Annotated in this window: 23 protein-coding genes; 9 read left to right on the top strand and 14 right to left on the bottom strand. The window is 67.5% G+C overall.

Annotated features, from left to right (window positions below; genetic code table 11):
- Positions 1-5: 5 nt before the first annotated feature.
- The 11 genes from xrtA to GGR45_RS04870 form a co-directional block, all read right to left on the bottom strand.
- The gene (xrtA, locus tag GGR45_RS04920) at positions 6-1,532 is read right to left on the bottom strand and encodes an exosortase A (RefSeq protein ID WP_175310916.1); all 1,527 of its coding nucleotides are present in this window, start codon (positions 1,530-1,532) and stop codon (positions 6-8) included.
- Positions 1,533-1,543: 11 nt separating this feature from the next.
- Positions 1,544-2,704, bottom strand: coding sequence for a TIGR03087 family PEP-CTERM/XrtA system glycosyltransferase (locus tag GGR45_RS04915; protein ID WP_175310917.1), 1,161 nt, complete (start codon positions 2,702-2,704; stop codon positions 1,544-1,546).
- The gene (locus tag GGR45_RS04910) at positions 2,701-3,738 is read right to left on the bottom strand and encodes a FemAB family XrtA/PEP-CTERM system-associated protein (RefSeq protein ID WP_175310918.1); all 1,038 of its coding nucleotides are present in this window, start codon (positions 3,736-3,738) and stop codon (positions 2,701-2,703) included. Before GGR45_RS04910 ends, GGR45_RS04915 begins: the two co-directional genes overlap by 4 nt.
- The gene (locus GGR45_RS04905) at positions 3,735-4,562 is read right to left on the bottom strand and encodes an XrtA system polysaccharide deacetylase (protein WP_175310930.1); all 828 of its coding nucleotides are present in this window, start codon (positions 4,560-4,562) and stop codon (positions 3,735-3,737) included. The genes GGR45_RS04910 and GGR45_RS04905 overlap by 4 nt, the downstream gene beginning before the upstream one ends.
- A 58-nt stretch (positions 4,563-4,620) precedes the next feature.
- Positions 4,621-5,967, bottom strand: a complete 1,347-nt coding sequence (locus GGR45_RS04900; protein WP_175310919.1) for an AAA family ATPase — start codon at positions 5,965-5,967, stop codon at positions 4,621-4,623.
- Positions 5,968-5,986: 19 nt separating this feature from the next.
- Entirely contained in the window at positions 5,987-7,663 is a 1,677-nt protein-coding gene (locus GGR45_RS04895) for a hypothetical protein (RefSeq protein ID WP_175310920.1), read from the bottom strand.
- 35 nt (positions 7,664-7,698) lie between these two features.
- Entirely contained in the window at positions 7,699-8,730 is a 1,032-nt protein-coding gene (locus GGR45_RS04890) for an AAA family ATPase (RefSeq protein WP_285161260.1), read from the bottom strand.
- Between the two features lie 8 nt (positions 8,731-8,738).
- A complete protein-coding gene (locus GGR45_RS04885) occupies positions 8,739-10,250 on the bottom strand; it encodes an XrtA system polysaccharide chain length determinant (RefSeq protein ID WP_175310921.1) in 1,512 nt (503 codons plus the stop codon).
- Positions 10,251-10,259: 9 nt separating this feature from the next.
- The gene (locus GGR45_RS04880) at positions 10,260-10,898 is read right to left on the bottom strand and encodes an XrtA/PEP-CTERM system exopolysaccharide export protein (protein ID WP_175310922.1); all 639 of its coding nucleotides are present in this window, start codon (positions 10,896-10,898) and stop codon (positions 10,260-10,262) included.
- Between the two features lie 95 nt (positions 10,899-10,993).
- Entirely contained in the window at positions 10,994-12,214 is a 1,221-nt protein-coding gene (locus GGR45_RS04875) for a pyridoxal-dependent decarboxylase, exosortase A system-associated (protein ID WP_175310923.1), read from the bottom strand.
- Positions 12,211-13,701 (bottom strand): AMP-binding protein, encoded by a 1,491-nt coding sequence (locus GGR45_RS04870; protein WP_175310932.1) that lies wholly within the window; start codon positions 13,699-13,701, stop codon positions 12,211-12,213. The genes GGR45_RS04875 and GGR45_RS04870 overlap by 4 nt, the downstream gene beginning before the upstream one ends.
- Positions 13,702-14,402: 701 nt before the next feature.
- Here GGR45_RS04870 and GGR45_RS04865 point away from each other — a divergent pair.
- From GGR45_RS04865 to GGR45_RS04840, 6 genes are all read left to right on the top strand, one after another.
- Positions 14,403-14,675, top strand: coding sequence for an acyl carrier protein (locus GGR45_RS04865; protein WP_175313050.1), 273 nt, complete (start codon positions 14,403-14,405; stop codon positions 14,673-14,675).
- Positions 14,672-15,367, top strand: coding sequence for an alpha/beta hydrolase family protein (locus tag GGR45_RS04860; protein ID WP_246358052.1), 696 nt, complete (start codon positions 14,672-14,674; stop codon positions 15,365-15,367). The genes GGR45_RS04865 and GGR45_RS04860 overlap by 4 nt, the downstream gene beginning before the upstream one ends.
- On the top strand, positions 15,355-16,167 hold the full coding sequence (locus GGR45_RS04855) for a hydrolase 1, exosortase A system-associated (protein WP_175313047.1): 813 nt from the start codon (positions 15,355-15,357) through the stop codon (positions 16,165-16,167). The genes GGR45_RS04860 and GGR45_RS04855 overlap by 13 nt, the downstream gene beginning before the upstream one ends.
- Before the next feature lie 87 nt (positions 16,168-16,254).
- The gene (locus GGR45_RS04850) at positions 16,255-17,112 is read left to right on the top strand and encodes an SDR family oxidoreductase (protein WP_175313016.1); all 858 of its coding nucleotides are present in this window, start codon (positions 16,255-16,257) and stop codon (positions 17,110-17,112) included.
- Between the two features lie 24 nt (positions 17,113-17,136).
- On the top strand, positions 17,137-17,658 hold the full coding sequence (locus GGR45_RS04845; protein WP_175313014.1) for a ferritin-like domain-containing protein: 522 nt from the start codon (positions 17,137-17,139) through the stop codon (positions 17,656-17,658).
- 37 nt (positions 17,659-17,695) lie between these two features.
- A complete protein-coding gene (locus GGR45_RS04840) occupies positions 17,696-18,562 on the top strand; it encodes a manganese catalase family protein (RefSeq protein WP_175313012.1) in 867 nt (288 codons plus the stop codon).
- A gap of 169 nt (positions 18,563-18,731) precedes the next feature.
- Here the strand turns inward: GGR45_RS04840 and GGR45_RS04835 are convergent, their stop codons facing one another.
- On the bottom strand, positions 18,732-19,109 hold the full coding sequence (locus GGR45_RS04835) for a hypothetical protein (protein WP_175313010.1): 378 nt from the start codon (positions 19,107-19,109) through the stop codon (positions 18,732-18,734).
- 158 nt (positions 19,110-19,267) lie between these two features.
- Here GGR45_RS04835 and GGR45_RS04830 point away from each other — a divergent pair, with 158 nt between their 5' ends.
- The gene (locus tag GGR45_RS04830) at positions 19,268-20,530 is read left to right on the top strand and encodes a M20/M25/M40 family metallo-hydrolase (protein WP_175313008.1); all 1,263 of its coding nucleotides are present in this window, start codon (positions 19,268-19,270) and stop codon (positions 20,528-20,530) included.
- A gap of 112 nt (positions 20,531-20,642) precedes the next feature.
- On the opposite strand, the gene GGR45_RS04825 is transcribed toward GGR45_RS04830, so the two are convergent.
- On the bottom strand, positions 20,643-21,602 hold the full coding sequence (locus tag GGR45_RS04825; RefSeq protein ID WP_175313006.1) for an RcnB family protein: 960 nt from the start codon (positions 21,600-21,602) through the stop codon (positions 20,643-20,645).
- A 118-nt stretch (positions 21,603-21,720) separates the two neighbouring features.
- Positions 21,721-22,215, bottom strand: a complete 495-nt coding sequence (locus GGR45_RS04820) for a GAF domain-containing protein (protein WP_175313131.1) — start codon at positions 22,213-22,215, stop codon at positions 21,721-21,723.
- Positions 22,216-22,360: 145 nt separating this feature from the next.
- Between GGR45_RS04820 and GGR45_RS04815 the strand changes: the two genes are divergently transcribed.
- Together GGR45_RS04815 and GGR45_RS04810 are read left to right on the top strand one after the other, a co-directional pair.
- A complete protein-coding gene (locus GGR45_RS04815; protein ID WP_175313003.1) occupies positions 22,361-23,251 on the top strand; it encodes a 2-dehydro-3-deoxygalactonokinase in 891 nt (296 codons plus the stop codon).
- Positions 23,248-23,877: a 2-dehydro-3-deoxy-6-phosphogalactonate aldolase gene (locus GGR45_RS04810; protein WP_175313002.1), complete on the top strand. Its 630-nt coding sequence runs from the start codon at positions 23,248-23,250 to the stop codon at positions 23,875-23,877. The genes GGR45_RS04815 and GGR45_RS04810 overlap by 4 nt, the downstream gene beginning before the upstream one ends.
- Positions 23,878-23,879 lie beyond the last annotated feature (2 nt).

Raw genomic sequence — 23,879 nt, 5'->3', positions numbered from 1 at the left:
AGGGGTCAGCGCTGCCCCGTCAGACGATCGGCGAACGCGTCGACCGGCCCGAGCGCGCGGACGAACGCCGCGATCGCGCGCGGGTCGTCGCCCTCGCTCGACACATGTACCGCCACCGCCGTCTGGCGCTGCCCCAGTAGCCGGGCCTTCATCGTTTCGAGTTTCACGCGCCGCATATCCGGGGTCAGCGTATCGCCGATCCGGTACCATGTCGCAACATCGCGCTCGACCGGCTGGCCGGTCGGCCCGGTCGTGGTCAGTCGCATGGCGTCGCCGCCCGCGATCCGGCCCAGATCGGCGACACGAATCCAGCGGTCATCCTCGTGCAGCACGCCCGTCCCGAACGCGCCCAGCTTGCCGCCTTCCCGCTGACGCGCGAAGACGCCGACCGCCAGATCGACCTGATGCCCCTCGCCGTCGCGGTAGCTGCGCAACAGCACGGCATCGGCACCCGGATAGTTGGGGCTCCACGCCGTCCTTTGCTGCACCGGGGTCCAGCCCGTTATGTCGGGCAGCGCCATTTGGGCGGGCAGGACCGCCGCACGCGATCCGGCAAAACCGCTCCAGCTGGGGAAGATGGCGGCGATCGCCACCGCCAGCGTGGCGGCAAGCAGCGGATCGATGCGGCGGCGCGGTGCCCCCGACAGCCGCGCCGGGTCGAAGGCAGGATCATCGGGCGAACGGTCGAAGAATTGCCATCCGATCGCCAGCACCGCCGCCATGACGATCGCGAAGAACACCCAGCCGAAGATGATATGGTCGACCCCGCCCGCCACCTCGATCGAAGTCTTGTCGGCCGCGAAGATCGTCCCCCAGGCGCGCACGCCATTGGCGAGGACCGGCACGATCAAGGACATGATCACGAAGATCGTCCGTCGCCAGGGCGAGCGGAAACAGAGATGGGCGACCAGAGCGGAGAAGGCGACCATGGCCAGCACGAATTTCGACCCCGAACAGGCCTCTGCCACCTCGAACCAATAGCGGCCCGCATGGATCAGCACCCCGTCGGCCGAGGCGGGGATGCCGCTCCAGTCGAGCAGCGGCATGACGATCGACACGGTAATCTGCTGGAGCGGCCTTTCCAGTTCGGCCCCGAACGGCACCAGGAACCAGGCATAGGCGAGCGGAAACAGCATTCCCCGCGCGACCATCGGTCCCAGCAGCGTGATGACGGCCCCCTCCAGCATGCCCACCAGCCCTAGCTGGCGAACCAATGCGACGGTGGCGGACTCGCCGAGCAGCCAGAGAAGCCCTCCGCCCGTCACGACGAACAGCCCTGGCCACCAGGCGGCCGGGGTCAGTTGCGACAATTCGCTGCGCCGCTGCCAGATCAGCCAACCGACGACCGGCCCGATGAACAGGCAATGCCCATAGGTGGTGCTGGTCCACCAGATATCGACCAGATGAGCAACGTCGGCCCGGAACAGCAGCAGGACGAACAGCGCCGCCCCCGCCAGCAACGCGAGGTGGTAGGTCCAGCGCCCCCATTCCCGACGCTGCCCCGGCCTCACCTGTTCGTCCAGGCTTGCCATATCCCCCGCGCTCACGATGCGATGTCCCCCAGCAAGCAATCGAGCGGCGCCAGCCGCGCCGCCCAGTCATAGCGCGCCAGCACCCGCGCACGCGCCGCAGGATTGTCGGCCGGGCCGTTCAGCGCGGCGATGACCTGCCGGGCAAAGTCGCGATCGTCGCCCGCCACCGCGATCGTGCCGCCATGGTCAATCCCTTCTGCGGCGGGGACCGAGGCGACGACAGGCCGCGCCATGGCCATCGCCTCCAGCAGCTTGTTCTGGATGCCCCGTGCCAGATCGAGCGGAGCCACGCAGACGGCCGCCCGCGCCAGCCAGAGGCGAGTGTCCGGGACTTCGCCGGTGACGATAACCGCGTCGCTGGCCAGCCGCCGCACCGCGGGAGTCGGCGCGCGGCCGACGATCGCGAAGCGGACCGTCGGACAGGCTTTGCGAACCAATGGCAGGATATGCTCGACAAAGCGCGTTACGGCATCGATATTGGGGCGGTAATCCATCTGCCCCGTAAAGACGATCAGCGGACCGTCATCCGTGCCCGGATCGACGGTGGCGGCGTCGTAGCGGGTGGCGTCGATGCCATTCTCGACCGCCAGGATATTCCCTTTTCCGCCGCCCGAGCGGAACAGCGCCGCCTCCGCCTCGCTGACGAACAGGGTCGCGGCGACGGACCGGGAAACCTGCCGTTCATAGCGGCCGAGCAGCCGGGCTTCGCGCTTGAGGATGGCCCGCATTCCCGGCCGGGTCGTCTCGGCAAGGCTCGCGAACTTGGCGGAATCGACATCGACCATGTCCATGATCGTCGGCTCGCCCCCCCGATACTGGGCCATCTGACCGGAGAAGATATAGGTCGCGGCAATCGGGTGGCGCGCCCGCACATCCGCCACGGCGCGCGCCATGCCGGGATGGGCAAAGGCGGCCAGCGAAATCGGCTTGCCGGTAACCAGCGCCTGCATCGCCGCAACCGCCATCGGCTTGGTCCGGCGCAGGATGGAATGGCTGGCGAGTTCGGCCTGGAGCTCGGGGGGCAAGTGTTGCTCCGCCGCCTGCTCGGCAAAAGTGCAGAGATGGACGCGCCAGTTGCGCGCCAGATGGCGCAGCACATGATAGCTGCGGATCTTGTCGCCACGATCGGGCGGAAAGGGCGCGCGGTGCGCGAGGAACAGAAGGTCCTTCAACCTAAACCCCGCGCGATCGGCGGCCCGACGATCTGCGCGACGCGGACGGGCAGCCGCTTCCATAGCGCGATCATCAGCGCATATTTGGGATTGAGCGGATTGAGCGCGCGCGGGCCGTGGACGCTGCGGCTGGCATAGACCAGCGGCCGCCCTTCGAACCCCCAATTCTTCTTGAACGCGGCCGCCCCGGTTCCGACCTTCGACCGGCCGAAATCGAAGCTGTCGCAACCGCGCTGCCGGGCGTGACGCATCAGCGCGAAATACATCAGGTCATTGGCGCGCAGGCCCCGTGCGGCATGGGTGCCGCCACCCCAATAGGGATAGACCGTGCCGCCATGATAGAGGTTGAGCACGCTCGCCACCGCCCGTCCGTCATGCCGCACGGTGAGGACATCGGCGTCGAGGCGGGCGACCACCTCGCGGAACAGCTTGGCGGGGAAGACCGGCGTGCCGAGGTTGCGAACGGACTCGGCATAGACCCGGTAGTGCTCGGCAAGCATCTGGGGCTCGCGGCCCGTGACGACCTCCAGATCCTGCGCGAGCGCCTTGCGAAGTTCGGCGCGCTGCTTGCGGGGAATGGCCTTCATCTCGGCCTCGTCGTCGCCTGCGATGGGGCGGACGAAGCCCAGATAACTGTCCGCGTCCGCCGTCCAGCCATCAGGTACCGGGCCACCGCGCAGTTCGACCGACTCGATCCCCTTCTCGCCCGCCAGGCCCCAGGCGGCCTCGGCCAGCGCGTCGACACCTTCGCCCAGCACGCCGCCATCAACGCCGAAGCCGGTCGACACCATCGCCGCACCGAACAGCGGCGAACGGATTTCACTGAGCGGCAACGCACCGATGATCGCACCGTCCTGCCCTTCGGCGAGCAGATAATGCGCTGTCTGGCCACAGCCTTTCGCGCCAGCCTTCAACCAGCCGGTCAGATGGAAGGGGGTGCCATCCGCCTGCGCAGTGACGAAGGCGTCGATCCGCGCGCATTCGGACTCGCTCGCCAGATCGGCGACGCGGATCGTCGACGCACGCGCGGTCATGCCAGCCGCGCCGCTTCCTCGGCCGCGACCTGATCGACCCGACCCCAGGGGTGGCGGCCGAGCAGCCCGCGCAGCTTGCCCGCCATGGCGCTCAACCGGCTGTAATGGCGGATGCGCGAGCGGAGCGGCGCGTTGGCGACGCGCGGCTGATCGGGATCGACCTCCCAGGGGTGGAAATAGAAGATCGCGCCATGCGCGTCGCGATTGACCTGCCCGACCGCGATGTCGGTCAGTCTGGCGGGCAGCATCCGAAAGAAGCCGCCGCCGGTCGCCAGCCGCCTGCTGCCCCACTGCGCCACCGTGACCGGCAGTTCGATCAGCGCCGAGTCCGCCAGCGGCCGCCAGGCATAGCGCGGCGACCCGGCCCAGCCATAATGGTCGTGGCGCAGCGGCGCGACGCTGGAGGAATAATGATAGCCCGCCTCGGCCAGTACGGGGTGCGCCCAGGGGGTGCGGGTATCAATCGAGAAGCTGGGTGCGCGGTATCCTGTCACCGTCTGCCCGCTGGCATCCTCGATCGCCGCCTGGGCGCGGGCCAGATCGGCGCGGAACTGGTCGGCGGTCATGGTGAAGACACGCTGATGGTCCCAGCCATGGCTCGCCATCTCATGCCCCGCATCGACGATGCGGCGGATCAGTCCGGGATGGCGATGCGCCACCCAGCCCAGCGTGAAGAAGGTCGCGCGCGTACCTGTCTCGGCGAACAGCGACAGGACGGCATCGGTATTGGCCTCGACCCGACTGTCCAGCCGGTCCCAGTCGCGCTTGTCGATCGTCCGCTCGAACGCGCCGACCTGAAACCATTCCTCGACATCGACCGACATGCCGTTGAGCGGCAACGCCTTTGCCTTATCGCCCGCCAGGCATTCGGGTGCCAGAGCCTCAGGCGGCATGGCCCCAGGCCCCCGGTCGGATCGTGGGACCGGCCTCGCGATGGATTTCGGCGCGGTTGTCGATTTCGGACCAGTCGACCAGCAGGGTCAGGACACGACGCAATGCCGCTTCCTGCTGCTCCAGCCGCGCTTCGAGTTGCGCGACGCGGTTCTCCAGCGCGGCGACCGGCGACGGCTCGGCCGGTCGTTCGGGAGCGACGGGTGCTCCCTCGGCGACGGGCGGCAGGGGCGCGACGGGCTCGGGGATCGGACGCAGCGACACCGGCTCGGGCGCGGGCGGCGGAGCGACGACGCGGTGGGCGCTGCGCGAAACCGCCTCGCTTTCTGGCATGACGCGGGTGATCGGATCGGGCTGCGCCGCGGCCACGGTCGCATGACCGTTCAGGCCCAGCCCGGTGCGAAGCGTCCCCGCCGAAAATAGCGGATCACCCAGCCGAGCCGAGGTGTTGAAGATGGGTGCGACAGGCTCGGGCTCCGGTGCGATGGGCATCGGCGCCTCGCGACCACCATCCATGGCCACGCCCATATCGGCGGCCATGTCGGCGGCCACGCTTTCGACCGTCTGGCGGCCGATCAGTTCGACACCTTCGATCGCGGCTTGCAGGAGGACACGGCCCGCAAGCACGTTCAACCGGCGCGGCACGCCGCCCGATGCGTCATACAGCGCATCAAAGGCATCGGCGGCGAAGTCGGGACGGCCCGTCCAGCCCGCGACCGCCAGGCGGTGCGCGATGTAATCGGGTACTTCCTCGGGCTCCATCGGGTCGAGATGATGGATGGCGATAACCCGCTGGCGCAGCTGCTCGATGGCGGCCGAACCGAGCAGGCGTTCGCGGAATTCGGGCTGCCCGACCAGCAGGATCTGGAGCAGCGCGTGACCGCCGACCTGGAAGTTGGACAACATACGCAATTCTTCGAGCGAGGCGAGCGGCAGAGCCTGCGCCTCGTCGACGATCAGCAGGATGCGGCGTCCCTCGCGCGCGACGCCGTTCAGCGCCCGCTCGATCGCAGCCAGCAGCGCCGCCTTGCTCAAACCCTGGGCATCGACGTCCAGTTGCCCCGCAAGGACGTGCAGCAGATCCTGCGGCTCGACGGCGGTCGACACGATATGCAGGACGCGCAGGCGCTTGGTATCCAGCGTCTCGACCAGATGGCCGACCAGCGTCGTCTTGCCCGCACCGACATCGCCGGTGATGACGATGAAGCCCTCCCCCTGTGCCAGCCCATAGCCCAGATAGGCCATCGCCTTGCCATGAGTCGCGGTCTGGAACCAGAAACGCGGGTCCGGCGTCAGTTGGAACGGGCGTTCGCCCAGACCGAAATGGGTCTCGTACATTATCGTGCCTTTCGGCCGGTCAGAATTGATACCGTGCGGCGACCAGAGCTTGCGCGGACAGCGCATTGGTCAGGTCCCCGACCGAGAAATGGTACAATCCAACCGACGCGGTTGTTCCGAGCCGACCGAAGTTGCGGTAATAACTGGCGGTCGTTCCCAGCGATACCACGTCCTCGGCCCCCGCCAACCTAGAGACGTAATAGTTAACGAAGCCATTAACGTTAAGCCCCGAATTGGGACCAAAGGCATGGCCCAGGAAAATCTGGCCGTAATAGCTGTCGTCCTGTGCGCCGGAGACGATGAGGCCCGGCACGTCGTCCGGCGCGAAGAGGCGGCGGCTGGTATAGCCCAGCCCCACGCCCAGGGTGGAACGCCCCCGCTGGTATGACAGAGCCATGTCCAGCCCGCGGGCGCGATAGACGGCGGTCTGCACCGATTGCAATGCGTCGTTCAGGCATCCGCCCGGCGACGTTCCGCCCGCCGAAAAGACACAGCCATTGAACTGCTGCGCAAAGGCATCGCGCGTTTCGACGAAATTGGTGGGCAGGTTCGACAGCCCGTTGCGAAGCTGACGGCCGAACGTCTGGATCCCGTCATAGATCGCCGCCTGGAAGACGAGGTCGCGGGACGCCTGATAGCGCGCCAGCCCGGTGACGCTGAGCGAGCCATAGCGCTCGCCCACATGCCCTTCGACGGAGGTCCGGCGGTCGGGCCGCCAGATGACGCCTGCATCATAATAGACGCCGTCGGTGCGATAGGCGATCCGGCGCGGACCTTGCGGATTGGTGATGAACCGGCCCCGGCTGTCGACCAAGGGTCGGCCGGCGGCGTCGACTTCCGGATCGCGCTGGCTCGCCTCGATCCGCTCGTAACCGACCCCGGCGGTCAGCGCGACATAGGGCGAAACAGGCTTCAGCACGTCACCGCGCACGAACCAGCCCTCATAACGCTGCGAGAGTTGCCCCGCATCGTCGCGCTCATAGGCGGCATTGGCCGACAGGCCGACCGGCGCGATCGCCCCAGGCCGCGCGGTGGCGCTGACGGTCGCCATATGGTTCCAGCTGTCGCTGAAATAGTCGAGTTGGGGTTGGCCCGGCGCCAGGCCGCCCAGCCCCGGCGTCTCCGCGCGGGTATAGCCCAGCCGGTAATTCGCGCCGATCTGCACCGGCCCCGCCCGCGTGGCCAGCGAGGGGCCGGCATAGGCCGAATAGATTTGCGAGATATTGGCGACATCGCCGACCAGCACGCCGGGCGCGGCACCCCGGATATCCGCGCGCGTCCGCGTCGCCAGCGCGCCGCCCTCCAGATGCAGTTCCGGCGTGAGGGCATAGGAGATGCGAGCCAGCCCGCTATGGATATCGCCGTCCCCGGCCCGGTCGCTCCAGCCGATGCGACGCTCATAGCGATAGCTGACCTGTCCCTGCGCCCGAGCGGTCTGAACCTGCGCGTTCACGCCTGCCGCCAGGGTCGTATAGGTGACCGCGTCGCCACCGGTCAGATCGGCGACAAGAACCTGCCCCACCTCGACATAGGGGGTCAGCCGCGCGCGAAGCCGCGGCGGCGTGGCAGCGCGCGATCCGTCCCCCGTCTCGGCCCGATCCGTCGACCTTGTCTCTTGCGCAGCGGCCGCTACGCCACCGGCGCTCGGCGCGCCCTGCGTCTGCGCGGCGAGCGTGGTCGGCCAGGCGACCAGCATCCATGCAAGCCTCGCAAGGACGGGCCGCACCGCCGTCACGGCGCGCCGTCCTTGCCATATTTGCCATAATAGCCGAACCGGCGGCTGCCCGGCACGAACGCGACGCTGTTCAGCACCAGCTGGATATGGTCGCACCCATCGAGCAGTGCGATCGCTCCGCTCACCTCGCTCTCGGGGGTGCGATCGGCGCGGACCACCATCATCACCTGCCCCGCCAGCATCGCCAACACCGAGGCGGGCGATGCGGCCAGTGCCGGCGGCGAGTCGAAGATCACCAACCGGCGCGGATTGGCCGACAACAGCCGCTGCACCACCGCGCGCGTTCGCGCGGAGGCAAGCAACTCGGTATCGTTCGCCGTCCGGGTGCCGCAGGGCAGCACCGCCAGATGCGGCACATCGGTGCGCATCACCAGCGACTCGACATCGATGCTGCCGTCGACCAGCGCATCGAGCAGCCCTGGCCCCTCAGCCAGACCCAGCCGCCCCATCACATCGGGCTTGGCGACATCGGCGTCGACCAGCAGCACTTCGATATCGCGCTCCGCCGCCAGCGACAGAGCGAGGTTGACCGAGCAGAAGGTCTTTCCGTCCTGCGGTCGTGCCGAACAGACCAGGACGACGCGTGCCTTGTCCTCGTCGCCGCCCTCGACTAGCCGCTGGCTGGTGATGATGAGCTGGCGCTTGACCAGCCGGAACTCTTCGGCCAGCGGCCCGATCGGCGCACCGGGCACGATCATCCCGTTTTCGGCCAGCATCGCGCGGTCGACCATCGCGACGTCGGACAAGCCGGGGCTATATTCGCTGGCCAGAAACTCCTCATCGCCCGGCTGCGCCAGGAATTCGGCCGGAATGGCGCTGAGCGAGGGATCGGAGAATGGGGCATCGTGGTCGGGCAGGGAAACCGGCAGAGCGGCTTCGATCGCTCCCGCAGGTGGCGTCCATTCGGGTTCCCGGTCCACCGGCTCGGGCGTCGGCGCCTCGGGGACGCGCATATAGGACTGAAAATCATAGACGTTCGCGGCGCGTTCGAGCAGCGACGGTTCCCGGCGGGGTCTGGGGGGTTTCACGTTTTCGTTCACGCGGCCATTCCCCGTTGTAATAGCTCCATTATCAGGACCAGCCCATAGGCCGCGCCCAGCGCCGCCGTCCCGCCGAGGAACAGTTTCGTCCGTTGCGCCCGCGCCGCCGCCTGGCCGCGCGTGACGACTTCGCCGATCGCGCCGATCACCGGCATTCCCATCGTCCGTTGAAGCGATTGCGGCGTGGTGAAGGTCTGGCGCAGCTTGGACAAAGCAAAGGCCGATCCGACGCCCAGCCCCAGCCCGGCGACGAACACCACGCTGAGCAGAAGGATGCGATTGGGCGCGGTCGGCGCGCGCGGATAGGTCGCCGGGTCGATGACGCTGAAGCGCATCGAGTCGGTCTGGTTCTGCGCCTGACCGCGCAACGCCACCTGCTCGCGCTGGCGCAGCAACTGGTCATAGCTGTCCTTCAGCACCTGATAATCGCGATCGATCGCGCCCTGTTCGGCGGCGGCCTCCGGATCGGTGGTCAGGCTGGCGTTCAGCCGGTCGAGGTCGTTCTGCAACTGGCTCTTGCGGATTTTCAGGCTGGCGAGCTGCGACTGTTTTTCCGCCGCCATCGACTGGAGCGACATGTAGAGGGGATTGGGCTGCCCCGCCGCCCCGCCACCGGCAGGCTCGGCCTTCACGGCGGCCTGCGCGGCGGAAAGCTGGTTCTTCAGCGCGATCACGTCGGGATGATTTTCCGTATAGCCGCGCGCGCGGGCATCGGCGAGCTGGCCCTGGATCGTCGCCAGTCGTGCCCGCGCCGGGCTGACGGCGACGCCGCCGCCTTCGCTCACCGTGCGCGGAGTGCCCGCCAGTTGGCCTTGCACCGCCGCGAAGCTGGATTGCGCCGCCGCCAGGTCGCTGTCCACCTGCGCCATCTGCGAGCGGGCCAGCCCAATCCGGTCCGCGACAGATCCGCTGCCCGGCAGGCCACCCATGAACTGGTTCTGGTACTGGGCGCGCTTGGCCTCGGCGGTCTGGAGTTGTTTCTGTCGCTCGCTCAATTGCTTGTCGAGAAAGGCCAGGCTCTGGGCGGTGTTGTTGCGATCGCCGAGCAGATTGGATTCTACAAAGATGTCGATCAGCTTTTGCGCCACCTGCTGCGCCAGCTTGGGGCTGGCCTGGGTCACGGTCAACTGGAAGATCGTGTCCTGCTGATTCTCGATCTTGATCGCCTGCGCCAGCTGCGCGACCCGCGCCGCGACATCGGCGTCGCTCGACACCGTGCTGGCCAGATCGGTGCCGCGCACCACCTTTTGCAGGTTGATCGCCGAGATCAGCGTCTGGCGGACCTGATCGACCGAGTCCATCTGGCTGTTCGGCCCGGTGCTCATGCCGTCGGGCAACAACTGCGAGTTCTGAACCGCGATGCGTGCGCGGGATTCATATTTGCTGGGAATCTGGGCGACAAACAGCCACCCGATCACGCACACGGTCCACGCCACCGCCAACGCCAGCCAGCGGCGTATCCATATCGCATGGACCGCGATCCGGATCTCGTCCTGAATACTCGACACCCGGCCGCCTCAGAACATCGATTCGGGGATGATGATGACGTCGCCTGGCTCCAGCCGGACATTGGCGCTCGAATCCCCCTTCCGGAGGAGGTCGTTGATCTGGAGCGCATATTCGCGCTGCTTGCCGGTATCCCGATCGGTGCGCACCAGCTTGGCCTTGTTGCCGGCCGCGAACTGGTTGAGCCCGCCCACCGCGATCATCGCGTCGAGCAGCGTCATGTTCGCGCGGTAGGGGATGGAGGCGGGCCGCTCGGTCGCGCCGACGATGCGGACCTGCTGGCTATAGGTGCCGGAAAAATTCTCGACGATCACCGACACGATCGGGTTGGAGACATATTCCGACAGCGCCTTCTTCATGTCGTCAGCCAGCATCGCGGGCGTCTTGCCCACCGCGGGCATGTCGTTGACCAGCGGCGTGGTGATGCGGCCATCGGGGCGCACCTGGACTTTGGTCGACAGGTCGGGATTGCGCCAGACGAAGATGTTGAGCGTGTCGAGCGGGCCGATGACATATTCCTCGCCCGGCTGTTCCTTGCGCGCGACATAACCGGCCGAGGGCAGCTCGGTCTTGGTCCCCGCCGTCGAACAGGCGGTCAGCGTCGAGGCGCAAAGGCCTGCGAGCAAGAGGGGGCGGGCGAACGATGCCATGCGAACGTTACTCCTGAACCCCTCGTCTCCAAGCGTGTGGAGACGAAGGGCAAATTGCGCAATCCCACGATACCACCCAAGAGGTGAACAGAGCGTTAGACCGCGCCGCCCAGAATCTCGGCGGCGGGGGGATGGCCCAGAAACGCCGCTGGGCTTGCGGTCGCTCCATAGGCTCCGGCAAGAAATACCGCGACGATATCGCCGACCCGCGCGGGGGGAAGCGCGACCCGGTCGCCCAGCCGGTCGAGCGGGGTGCACAAGGGTCCGACCACCGACACCGTCTCCTCCGCCGTAGCGCCCATCGCACGCGCAATGGCCAGCGGATAGTTGCGCCGCACGACGGTGCCGAAATTGCCGCTGGCCGCCAGTTGGTGATGCAGTCCGCCGTCAAGGATCAGGAAGGTCTCGCCGCCGCTCTCCTTGCGATCGATCACCCGCGCCAGATAGACCCCGGCCTCGGCGACCAGCCACCGGCCAAGCTCGATCGCGAAGCGGCTTTGCGACAGGATCGCGGATCGCGCGGCCAGCGCCTGCTCCAACGCCTCGCCCACCCTCTCCACCGGCAGCGTATTGTCCCCGGCGAAATAGGGGACGCCGAACCCGCCGCCCAGATTGACCAGCGGCGGTGTCACCCCGGCCTTCTCCGCCAGCCGGGCCGCAAGCGCGATGGTCGCCGCCTGCGTGTCGATGATCGCCTGCGGATCGAGCGCCTGGCTGCCCGCATAGATATGAAAGCCGCGCCAATCGGCCCCCACTTGGCAAAGATGGCGGATCAGCGCGGGCACCCGCTCGGCATCGATACCGAAGGGCGAGGGTCGGCCGCCCATCTTCATGCCCGACCCGCGCAGCTCGACATCCGGATTGACCCGCACCGCCAGGCGCGGCGTCACGCCCAGCCGATCGGCAAGCCCCAGCGCTCGCATCGCCTCTCCCTCGGACTCGAGGTTGATCGTCACGCCCGCCTGGATGGCGGCGGTCAGCTCGGAATCGCGCTTGCCGGGGCCTGCGAAGCTGACCGGCTTTCCCAGCGGCGCGACCTTCGCCAGCTCGCCCGCCGAGGCGACATCGAAGCCGTCGACCATCGCCGCCATCGCCTTCAGGAGCGGCGGATGGGGATTGGCCTTGATCGCATAATGAAGGTCGATCGAGGGAAAGGCCTCGCGGAACCGCGCGACACGCGTGGCGACGATGGCCGGGTCATAGACGAAGACCGGCCCGTCATGGCCCGCCATCCAATCCTCGGCGCTTCGCCCGGCAATGGTCAGCGCGCCCGTCTGTGCGGCAAATTCGGGGGGGATCGGCCCCATCGGCTTCATGACATTGTGTCCTTGTCGGTCCAGGCGCGGCGCAGCGCCGCGCGGTCCAGCTTGCCATTGGCGTTGCGGGGTAGCGCATCGGCCCAGGCGATGTGGGACGGCTGCATGAAATTGGGAAGGTCGCGCTTCAACCGGCTGCGGAGTGCGCCCTCCTGCGCCGGATCGCCGCCCAGTATCAGGACGATCGCCTGCCCCTGCGCCTGGTCGGCAATGCCGAAGGCCACCGCCTCGCGCGCTTCGCCGCCGGCCATTGCGGCCTCCTCAATCTCCTGGGGGCTGATCCGGTTGCCCGCGACCTTGATCATCTCGTCATCGCGCCCGACGAAGCGGAGCAGGCCGTCCGCCCCCTCGACCACCGTGTCGCCCGACCACACCGCACGGTCATGGTCCGGCGTCGGGCGGAAACGCTGCGCCGTCCGCTCGGCATCGCGCCAATAGCCCTGCGCGACCAGCGGCCCGGCATGGACCAGCTCGCCCGGCTCGCCCGGCAAGGCGCGGGTGCCGTCGGGGCGCAGCACCATCACCTCGGCAAAGGGAATGGCGCGACCGATCGAATCGGGGTGCGCGTCGATCAGCGCGGGGTCCAGATAGGTCGAGCGGAACGCCTCAGTGAGGCCATACATCGCATAGAGGTCCGCCGCCGGGAATAACGCCCGCAGCCCCTTCACCAGGCGCGGCGTCAACGCGCCGCCCGAATTGGTCAGCCGCCGGAGCGATGCGACCGCCTCCTCCGGCCAGTCGATACCGATCAACTGCGTCCAGAGCGGCGGCACCCCCGCCAGCGTCGTCGCGCCGTGGCGGGCGACCGCTTTTACCACATCGCGCGGGGTCAGATAGTCGAGCGGTGCGACCGCACTCCCCGCGACCCAGGTCGAGAAGAGCTGGTTCTGCCCATAGTCGAAGCTGTACGGCAGGACGCCCAGCACCCGGTCCTCGGGCGTCAGCTTCAGGTAATGGGCGACCGATACCGCGCCGTACCAGAGGTTTGCGTGGCTCAGCATCACCCCCTTGGGCCGCCCCGTCGAGCCGGAGGTATAGAGGATCGCCGCCAGCGCATCCGTATCCGCGGTCGAACGGGACAGCGCATCGCCCTGCCCCGCCTCGGTCGCAACCACCACGCCCGGGGGGACATCGCTCTCCTCCAGCGTCGCAGCACGCGGCGCGTGGGTCAGCAGCATCGCCGCGCCGCTATCGGCCAGGATATGCGCGACCTGCGCGCGCTTGAGCAGCGGGTTGATCGGCACATGCACCAGCCCTGCACGCGGCGCGGCGAGCGGCATCAACGCGGCATCGCGCGTCTTGGGCAACCAGGTCGCCACCCGCGCGCCGGGCGCAAAGCCCTGCCCCGCCAGCCATCCCGCCAGCCGCGCGACCGCCTCCTCGGCCTCGGCAAAGCTTAGTCCGCCGTCGCGGTCGAGCAACGCAGGCGCATCGCCTGCCCCGCGCAAGGCATGGTCGATCGGATAGGCGGTCGGATCGAGGATCATCGCGCCATCTACTAGAGGGGATGCCGCAAAGTCGAGCACGCGCGCCAACCTGACTTCCCCCCCGCAAGTGGGAAGGATTGGGGGACGGCCTGGGTCTCCTGCGCTTTCTGAAAGCCGAACACTTTCACCACCCGGAGAAACAACAGGCGTCACGACGGAGACACTCGGCGTGTCCCCTCCCCCAACCCCCTCCCGCCTGCGGGAGGGGGCTATTTTTCCGCAGGCGACAAGAGCTTTGCTGCCCCCATCTGTGAGCTTCACTCCCCTCCCGCAGGCGGGAGGGGCCGGGGGAGGGCATGGGTCTCCCGCGCTTTCCGAAAGCCGAACACTTTCACCACCCGGAGAAACAACAGGCGTCACGACGGAGAAACCCGGCGTGTCCCCTCCCCCAACCCCCTCCCGCCTGCGGGAGGGGGTTATTTTTCCGCAGGCGAAAAGAGCTTTGCTGCCCCCCTTTGTGAGCTTCACTCCCCTCCCGCAGGCGGGAGGGGCTGGGGGAGGGCATGGGTCTCCCGCGCTTTCCGAAAGCCGAACACTTTCACCACCCGGAGAAACAACCGGCGTCACGACGGAGGCACCCGGCATGCCCCCCCCCCGACCCCCTTCCGCCGGCGGGAGGGGCAAAGCGCCCAACACCCGTTGCCCAACGCCCGCCGCCGCACTAACGCTGTCGTCACAACAAAACAGCAGGGCGACAGGGTTTGGAACTCCAGACAAACGGGCAAGTGGAAGCAGCGGTGCGCGGCGTGCTGGCCGATGTGCTGGGCCTGTCGACCGAGCGCGTGGAGAATTTCGACGCCGATACGCCGCTGTTCGGCGCGTTGCCCGAGCTGGATTCGATGGCGGTCGCGGGCGTGCTGACCGAGTTGGAGGATCGCCTCGGCATTCTGATCGAGGATGACGAGGTCGATGGCGAGATGCTGGAGACGTTCGGTCAGCTCGTCGCCTTTGCCCATGCCAAGGCGGGCGCTTGATCGACTATTATGACTGGCCCGGCGGGCGCGAGGCGATGTTGCGCTTCGGCCCCGCGCAGGGGCCGGTCGTGCTGGTCGCGCTTCCCTTCTGGGAGGAGGCGAACCGGATACGTGGCCTGGCGGTGGCGGTGCTGCGGCGGCTGGCCGATCACGGCATCGGCGGCGCGCTGCCCGACTGGCCAGGCACGGGCGAGAGCCTCATCGAGACCGAGCAGGCCACCATCATCCAGTGGCGCAACGCGCATGAAGCGGCGGCGGCGACGCTGAGCGACCGGCCCTGCTACGGCGTATCGATCCGGGGCGGAACGCTGATTGACGGTTTCGCCATGCTGTCGGGGCGCTGGCATCTGGCGCCGATGACGGGCGAGGCGGTGCTGCGCGACGTCATCCGCCTGCGTGCGGCGGCGGGATTGCGCGGCGACCGTTACGGCCTGTTCGGCGCGGAGTCCCCCGTTCGGATCGCCGGCAACCGGGTTTCGCCGCATTTTCTCGCCGGGCTTGCGGGGGCCGAGCCCTATGACCAGCCCGGCGTGCCGCGCCGCGTCGTACGCCTGGGCCATGACCGCGCGCCCGCCGACCGCACCATCGACGCCGTGCCCCCCTGGCGCCGCGCCGAGCCGCAGGAAGACCCGGAACTCGCCGCCATTCTGGCCGAGGACATCGCGCAGTGGATCGCGTCATGCGAAGGCTGATCTCCTTCCCATGCGAGGGCGCGACGCTGGTCGGAACGCTGGACGAAGGCTCGAGCGGGACGGGTCTGGTGATCGTCTCCGGCGGCAACGAGCCGCGCATGGGCGCGCATCGCGGACAGGCGATGCTCGCGGCCCGGATCGCGGCGCGGGGCTATCCGGTGTTCCGGTTCGACCGGCGCGGGGTCGGCGATAGCGAAGGGGCGAATGGCGGCTGGCAGTCGAGCGGCCCCGATATCGCCGCCGCCGTGGATGCCTTTGCCGAGGCGGCGAAGCTGACGCAGGTGATCGGCTTCGGCAATTGCGACGCCGCCGCCGCGCTGGCGATGTTCGGGACCGAGGCGGGGTTTGCCCGTATTCTGCTGTCCAATCCCTGGCTGTCGGATGAGCCCGACGCCCTGCCCCCGGTCGCCGCGATCCGCCGCCATTATATGCGAAAGCTGGTCAATCCGGCCGAATGGCTGCGACTGGCGCGCGGCGCAGTCGACATGGGCAAACTGCGCCAGGGCCTGACCAAGATCGCCGCCCCCCCCTCGCCGCTCGACGCGACCGCGGCACCGCTGATCCACGCGATCCATGGCTGGGGCGAGGATGTGGCGATCATCGTGGCGCAGGGGGACGCGACCGGCGTCGCCTTCCGCGCCGCTGCACGCGGGTGCGGCTTTGCGATCGAAACGCTGGCAACGGACTCGCACAGCTATGCCGATGCGATGAAGGCGCTGGAACAGGTCATCGTCGCGCATCTGATAAAGACCGGATCGGACGGGATGAGGGCTGCGAGCGACGGACGCACGGAACCATAAAATAGCGATTAACGCGCTTTAAGATACGGATTTTTTCCGGAACGGCTCTCCGCCCCGCCCATTGGACCGGGCAAGGAGAGACGGTCCATGAACGAACGCCCCACCCCACCACAGCCCGAACAGCAGCAGGACATGCCCGGCCAGACCGAGGCGATGGATCCGCGCCCCGATCATGGCGAACACAGCTATGTCGGCCATGGCAAGCTGACCGATAAGAAAGCGATCATCACCGGCGCCGACAGCGGCATTGGCCGCGCCGTCGCCATCGCCTTTGCCCGCGAGGGCGCGGATGTGGTCATTTCCTATCTGTCCGAGGATCAGGACGCCGCCGAGACGCAGCGACTGGTCGAGCAGGCGGGCCGCAAGGCGCTGCTGATCCCCGGCGATGTCAGCGATCCGGCGCATTGCCGCACCATTGTTGAGCGGGCGGTCCAGACCTTCGGTCGGGTCGACATATTGGTCAACAACGCCGCGCATCAGGCGAGCTTTCAGGCCATCGAGGACATTAGCGACGAGGAGTGGGAGGTCACCTTCGCGACCAACATCCATGCCATGTTCTATCTGGTGAAGGCCGCGCTGCCGCACATGGGCGAAGGCGCATCGATCATCAACACGACATCGATCAACGCCGACAAGCCCAACCAGCAGTTGCTCGCCTATGCGACCACCAAGGGCGCGATCCACAACTTTACCGCCGGGCTGGCGCAGATGCTTGCCGAGCGGAAGATCCGCGTCAATGCGGTGGCGCCGGGGCCGGTCTGGACCCCGCTGATCCCCTCCACCATGCCACCGGAGGCGGTGAAGAGCTTTGGTGAGCAGACGCCGATGGGCCGCGCTGCGCAGCCCGCCGAACTGGCGCCCCCTTACGTCCTGCTGGCGAGCGGCGAGGCCAGCTACATCAGCGGCGCGACCATCCCCGTCACTGGCGGCACGCCCTTCCTCTGATTTCCACGCAAGGAGCTATCATCCATGGCGACCCTACCCAATGACGTCGTGACGGCGGTCTTCGTGACCGGGCTGAAGAATGCCCATGCCGTCGAGCATCAGGCGCTGGCGCTGATCGACCGGCAGCTCGATCACCTGTCCAATTACCCGGACGTAGCCGACCATCTGCGGATGCACCGCGGCGAAACCGAGCAGCAGATCGTCCGGCTGGAGGATATTCTCGACAGCTTCAACGAAAGCCGTTCGATGCTGAAGGACGCGGCGCTCAGCTTTTCCGGCAACATGGCGGCGCTGGGGCATATCTTCGCCCCCGACGAAATCCTGAAGAACAGCTTCGCCAACTTCGCTTTCGAGAATTTCGAGGCGGCCAGCTACAAATCACTCATCACCATCGCCGATGTCGGCGGCTTCGGCAGCGCGACGCCGCTGCTGACCCAGTCGCTGAATGAAGAGCTGTCGATGGCGGCCTGGGTCGATGAGAACAATGCTGCGCTGACCCGCCGCTATCTCGAACGCCGCGCGGCGGGCGAAACCGCCAGCCACTAATCCCCACCACCGCCCCCCCAATCCAGCGAGGCCGATCATGTATTATCACGACAAACGCCTGCAATATCCCGTCCGGTGCGAGAGCCCCGACCCCTTGTTCGCACGCATGTTGCAACAGGCGATCGGCGGCGTGGAGGGCGAGATTCGCGTCTGCATGCAGTATTTCTTCCAGGCCTGGGGCAATCGTGCCCCGACGCCGAAGTACCGCGACATGCTGCTCCACACCGCGACCGAGGAAATCGGGCATATCGAGATGCTGGCAACCGCCGTCGCGCTCAATCTCGACAAGGCGCCCGCCTCGCTTCAGGAAGAGGGCGCGGCCGACGGCATCGTCGGTGCGGTGATGGGCGGCGGCAGTGCGCGCCATGCGATCGAGGGAACGCTGCACAAGCATATCCTGTCGACCGGCCTGGCCGCACAGCCGGTGGATTCGGACGGCGTGCCGTTCAACATGAGCCATATCTATGCCAGCGGCAATGTCGCCGCCGACATGTATTGCAACGTCGCCGCCGAGAGCACGGGGCGCGTGCTGGCCACCCGCCTCTACAACGCCGCGCATGATCAGGGCATGAAGGACATGCTGCACTTCATGATCGCGCGCGACACCATGCATCAGGAGCAATGGCTGGCCGTGATCGAGGAACTAGGCGCCGAAGCCGCACTGCCCATCCCCAATTCCTTCCCGCAAGCGAAGGAAAGCCAGGATCACAATTACGACTTCTTCGTCACCTCGGTCGACGGCACCTATCCCGAAGGTCGCTGGACCCGGGGGCCGAGCGTCGACGGCAAGGGCGAGTTCACCGTGTTCCGCAACGAGCCGATGGGCGAGGAACCCGTGCTCGGTCCGGCGCGCCCCGACAGCAGCGCCCAGGCCGAACAGATCGGCGAGAAGCCCGCTGTGTAAGCCAGGCAATTCCTCCTCTTGCTGGGGCGGTGGCAGGGCAAAGCCCTGACGGGGGGTGTCCCGCTCTCGATAGAGCGACACCCCTCCACCATGCCCCGCATGGTCCCCCCCTCTCCTTACAGGACAGGATAGAACCGCCCCGGGTCGCATGGCCCGGGGCGGTTTCACGTCAGGCGCCGACCGGCACCGTCTTTCCCGTGCTCCGGTCGAGCGCCCGGGCGGTCAGCACATCGAGCGCGGTGGTAACAGCCACGAACCCGATTGCCCCCCACACCGCCCGCTTCCTCGGCGAACGACGCACGGACATCGCCAGGGTCCCCAGGTCGAGCAAATCGCCCATCACGCGGTTCCACACACGCGCCGAATGGGCTGGCGCTTGTACCAGCCCGACCCCGGCGACGACTTCGCGGACCCCATAAGCTCTGACGGTCCCGGACCCGCCCGGCACCGAAAGACGCTCGGCGATGCGTCGGGAGGCCAGCAGCTCAACGGCCCCCAAAGCCAGGGAGAACAGACCGAGGCCCAGGCTGACGGATTTGGCGTTCATGATGATTCCTTTGTCGCTGTCATGGCTAGAGAGGCAACGTGAAGACATGAGCGACGGTCCATAATTCCATCTATGTCAGTCACTTGACCACGATGGGATGGGTTAGGAGACGAAATAGGGCACTTGCCTCGCATTCCCGGCTCGGCCAGTCTGATGCGATGATCCTGCCGCTTCTTCTCGCCGCCGCCGCGACGCCCGCTACCGCCACCTCTCCTGCCCGGCTAAAGGCCGATGTCGAAGCGCTGGTCCGCTTCGGCACCCGCCATACGGCCTCCGTCACGAACGATCCCAAGCGCGGCATCGGTGCCGCGCGCGACTGGGCGGCCAAACAGTTCGAGGTGATCGGGCAAGGTTGTAACGGCTGCATCGCGGTCGAGCGGATCAACCGACGCTTCACCGGTCCGCGCGCACCGAACGGGGTGATGGTCGAGGATGTGCTGGGCATCCAGCGGGGGCGCGACCCCAACCGCGTCGTCATCATCGGCGCGCATATCGACAGTCGCGTGACCGACGTGATGGACGCGACGTCCGATGCGCCGGGCGCCAATGACGACGCCTCGGGGGTGGCGTTGGTACTGGAGGCCGCGCGCCATCTATCGAAACAGCAGTTCGATGCGACCATCGTCTATGCCGTTTTTTCCGGCGAGGAACAGGGCCTGTGGGGTGCAACCCTGCTCGCCGACACCGCCAAGGCGCGCAATTGGCGAGTCTCGGCGATGCTCAATAACGATATCGTCGGCAACACCGTCGGCCAAGGCGGGGTGCGCGAGGCACGCTGGGTCCGCGTCTTTTCCGAGGGCATTCGCACTTCGGAAGACCTGCCCCAGCAGATGCAGCGGCGCGGGAATGGCGGCGAGGATGACGGCCCCAGCCGCGCATTGGCCAAGGCGATCCATGGCGTCGCCTCCAAGCTTGGCGGGCTGGACGTCTTTGTCGACCGGCGGCCCGACCGTTTCGGGCGCGGCGGCGATCATGAGCCGTTCCTCAAGCTCGGCTATCCCGCGGTTCGCTTCTCCGTCGCAAACGAGGATTGGGACGCGCAGCATCAGGATCTGCGCAAAGAAGGGACCGTCGCGTATGGCGACACCGTCGACAAGATGGACTTTCCCTATCTGGCGAAGGTGACGGCGATCAACATCGCGACGCTGGCCCGCCTCGCCGCCGCGCCGGCTGCACCCGACAAGGTGACGATCAGCGGGGCGCTGTCCCGTGACACCCAGGTCGAGTGGGCGGCGGTGCCGGGCGCGGTCCGTTACCGGGTCCATTGGCGGCGGAACGACGGCGCCGACTGGACACAGTCGCGCGACGTGACCGAGACGAAGACGATTCTCCCCCAGGTTCCGGTCGATGACCATTTCGTCGGCGTCTCAGCCATCGCGGCGGACGGCGCCGAGAGCATCATCACCTTTGGCGGGCGCTGACCGAAAATCGATTGCAAATTCAAAGGGATGCCACCCCGCGGGAGAGTCGGGGCGGCATCCCGGTTTCCAGCCCGGCGTCTCTCGGGCTGAAACTCCCCCCTGGGGGAAGGCTTTAGCGACGAACCAGCTTGCTGCGGACCCGCATGCGTCGCGGGCCAGAATGCACGACTTCAGTCGTGGTGGTCGTCGTCGTGGTAATGACCGGAGCACCCTGTACCACAACCGTTGTGACAGTGGGAGCCGGATAATAATATCCATCGGCGTAATAGCTTGCACGCTGCGAGTCCAGCGTGCTTGGCGTGCCCACGGTGGTCGTTGTGGTGATGGTCGTCCTATCCCGGGTCACCACGCGCCGTCCCATGGCAGGCGGCGGCGGCGGCGCGTAATCGTCTCGATAGCTGTAATCATCATAGCCCGGCGTCATGCGCCGTCCGCGATCCTCGGCGCGGTCGATCGCATAGCCCGCAGCCGCGCCGACGCCTGCGCCGAGCAGCGTCCCACCAAGCCGATTGCCTCGCCCGGCAATGAGGTTCCCCGCCACGCCGCCCGCGACCGCACCGATCGCGGCCCCGCCCAGCCCGTTGTCGCGCGGGGGCGCATAAGGCGTTCCCGCATAGTCGGGTGTACCATCCCAGTTGACGCCGTACACGCTGTCATAGACCGACCCACGCTCGTCGAGCAGCACCGCATCATCGTAATAGCGCGACCAACGATAGCCGACGGGCGGCTGCGGCAGGGTATAGACCGCCCAGTCGTCCACGCCGAAACGCCGATCGGCCCAATAGGACGGAACCACCATGCCGCGCACCGGACGGCGATAGGCGCGCCAACCGCCGGGCGCATTCGCGCCACCCCACCAACGCCCGCCGACCCGGCTGCCCCAACGGTTCGCCCGCGCAGGCGGCACGCCTACCAAGGTCGTGCGGACGACTGGCCCTTGCCCCCGTACCGGGACGGAGGACGGCTGGGAATCGACTGGAGGACGCGGGTAGCTGGCCCCGGCCTGCGCCATGACAGGCGTGCTGGCGACCAAGCCAAGGGTCAGGACGATCAAGCGCGACGAGCTTTGCATGGCGGATGGATTCCCCTGTATCAATGCAGCGACGCCCCCCTCAACGCCGAAACCGAAACAAGGTTTGATATCAGCGCCCTGCCTATATCGATAGCGGCGCAGCCCGTCCCGAAACGGGTCAGTCCGCCATCGCGGCCACACGCGGCGCGAGCAGCGCCATCAGCGCCTCGCAGCCTGCCTGATCCTCTTCGTCGAACCAGCCCGGCTCGGGGCTGTCCAGATCGAGCACGCCGATCACCGTGCCGTCCAGCAGCAAGGGTACGACCAGTTCCGACCGGCTGGCGGCGTCACAGGCGATATGGCCGGGGAAGGCATGGACATCGGCCACACGCTGCGTCCGCGCCTCGGCGACGGCAGTGCCGCACACGCCCTTGCCGACGGGAATGCGGATGCACGCCGCCTTGCCCTGGAACGGCCCCAGGACCAGCTCGCCGCCGACCATGCGGTAGAAGCCGGCCCAGTTGAGATCGGGCAGATACTGCCAGATCAGCGAGGCGGCGTTGGCCATGTTGGCGACCGCATCCCCCTCTCCGGCGGTCAGCGCGTCGAGCGCAGCGTGGAGATCGCGGTAAAGCTCCGCCTTCGATCCGGCGGCTATGTCGAACTGGTACATGTCACGCGATGTAGGCCGATAGGAGCCGCGCGTCATCCCCGCCGCATCACTTTCGGACAGCGCGGCACGGCCGTGCCGCTTGCACGCATGATTTTATTGTCCTACAAATCCTCCCAGAAAATAAGCTGGAGAGGGCGTACCCGCCGTGCCATCAGACGTGACGCCCGCCTATATCGCGATCGATTGGGGTACCACCAACCGGCGATGCTATGTGATCGCGGGCGATGGCACGATGCTCGATACGGTGCGCGACGATCGCGGCGTACTGGCGATGCGGGTGGAGGATTATCCCTCGGAAATCTCTGCGATCCGGGCACGCTTCGGTGCGCTGCCGGTGATCGCGGCGGGCATGGTCGGCTCGACCCGCGGATGGCGAGAGGCCGCCTATGTCCCCGCCCCCGCCGATCTCGCCAGCCTGGCGCAGGCCGCGACCCGGGTCGTGGAGGAGCACGTGACCATCGTCCCGGGCGTCTCGTTGCTGACCGACACGCGCGCCGATGTGATGCGCGGCGAGGAGGTGCAGGTGCTGGGCGCGGTTGCTGCGGGGCTCGCACCGGCCGATGCGCTGTTCGCCCAGCCGGGCACCCATAACAAATGGGTCCATGTCGAGGACGGCCGGATCACCGATTTCGCCACCACCATGACCGGCGAGTTGTTCGCGCTGGTCAAGGGGCACGGCATCCTTGCCGGGATGCTCGACGGTCCGGTGGCGGACGGGCCAGCCTTTCGCGACGGCCTTTCACGCGGCAGCGGTGCGTGCGACCTGACGGCGGCCCTGTTCGGGGTCCGCGCCTCGGTTCTGCTCGGCCGGATCGCGCCCGATGATGCGGCGGCCTATGCCAGCGGGCTGCTGATCGGCAGCGACATCGGCGCTGTCCCGCATATGGAGGGCAGCACCGTCCATCTGTTGTCGAGCGGGCTGCTTGCCGACCTCTACACCATCGGGATCGAGGCGCGCGGGGGCCGCGTCGTCGCGCTCGACAGCCATGCCGGTTTTCTTGCCGGTCTCCATGCCATCCGGGAGCATTTGTCATGACCGACCCCGCCCAGAACTTCGCCAGGGCCTTTGCCGCCTGTCCGCTGGTCGCCATCCTCCGCGGCCTGACGCCTGCCGAGGCCATCCCCGTCGCCGATGCGCTGGTTGGGGCGGGCTTCACCCTGATCGAGGTGCCGCTCAACTCGCCCGATCCCTATGACAGCATCGCGGCGATCGCGGCGCATGTCGGGGACAAGGCGATCGTGGGTGCGGGCACGGTCCTGAGTACCGAACAGGTCGACCGGGTCAAGGCGGCGGGCGGCACCCTGATCGTTTCGCCCAACACCGACACGGACGTGATCGCGCACAGCGTCGCGCAGGGGCTAATCTCGCTGCCCGGCTATTTCACCCCGTCCGAAGCCTTCGCCGCGTTGAAGGCGGGCGCGCATGGCCTGAAGCTGTTCCCGGCCGAGGGCGCCTCGCCCACCTTCCTCAAGGCGCAGCGCGCCGTCCTGCCGCGCGACGTCGCGGTGCTGGCGGTCGGCGGCATCACCCCCGACAACATGGCCGAATGGCGCGCGCACGGCGCGGACGGGTTCGGCCTGGGCTCCAATCTTTATCGCGCGGGCAAGCCGGCGGCGGATGTCGCCGTGTCGGCGCGCGCTTATGTCGAAAAGGCACGCTGATA

The organism is Sphingomonas zeae (assembly GCF_014197135.1).
Taxonomy (GTDB): Bacteria; Pseudomonadota; Alphaproteobacteria; order Sphingomonadales; family Sphingomonadaceae; genus Sphingomonas; species Sphingomonas zeae.
The sequence above is the reverse complement of the archived record's forward strand: the minus strand, read 5'-3'. Positions and strand labels throughout refer to the sequence as shown.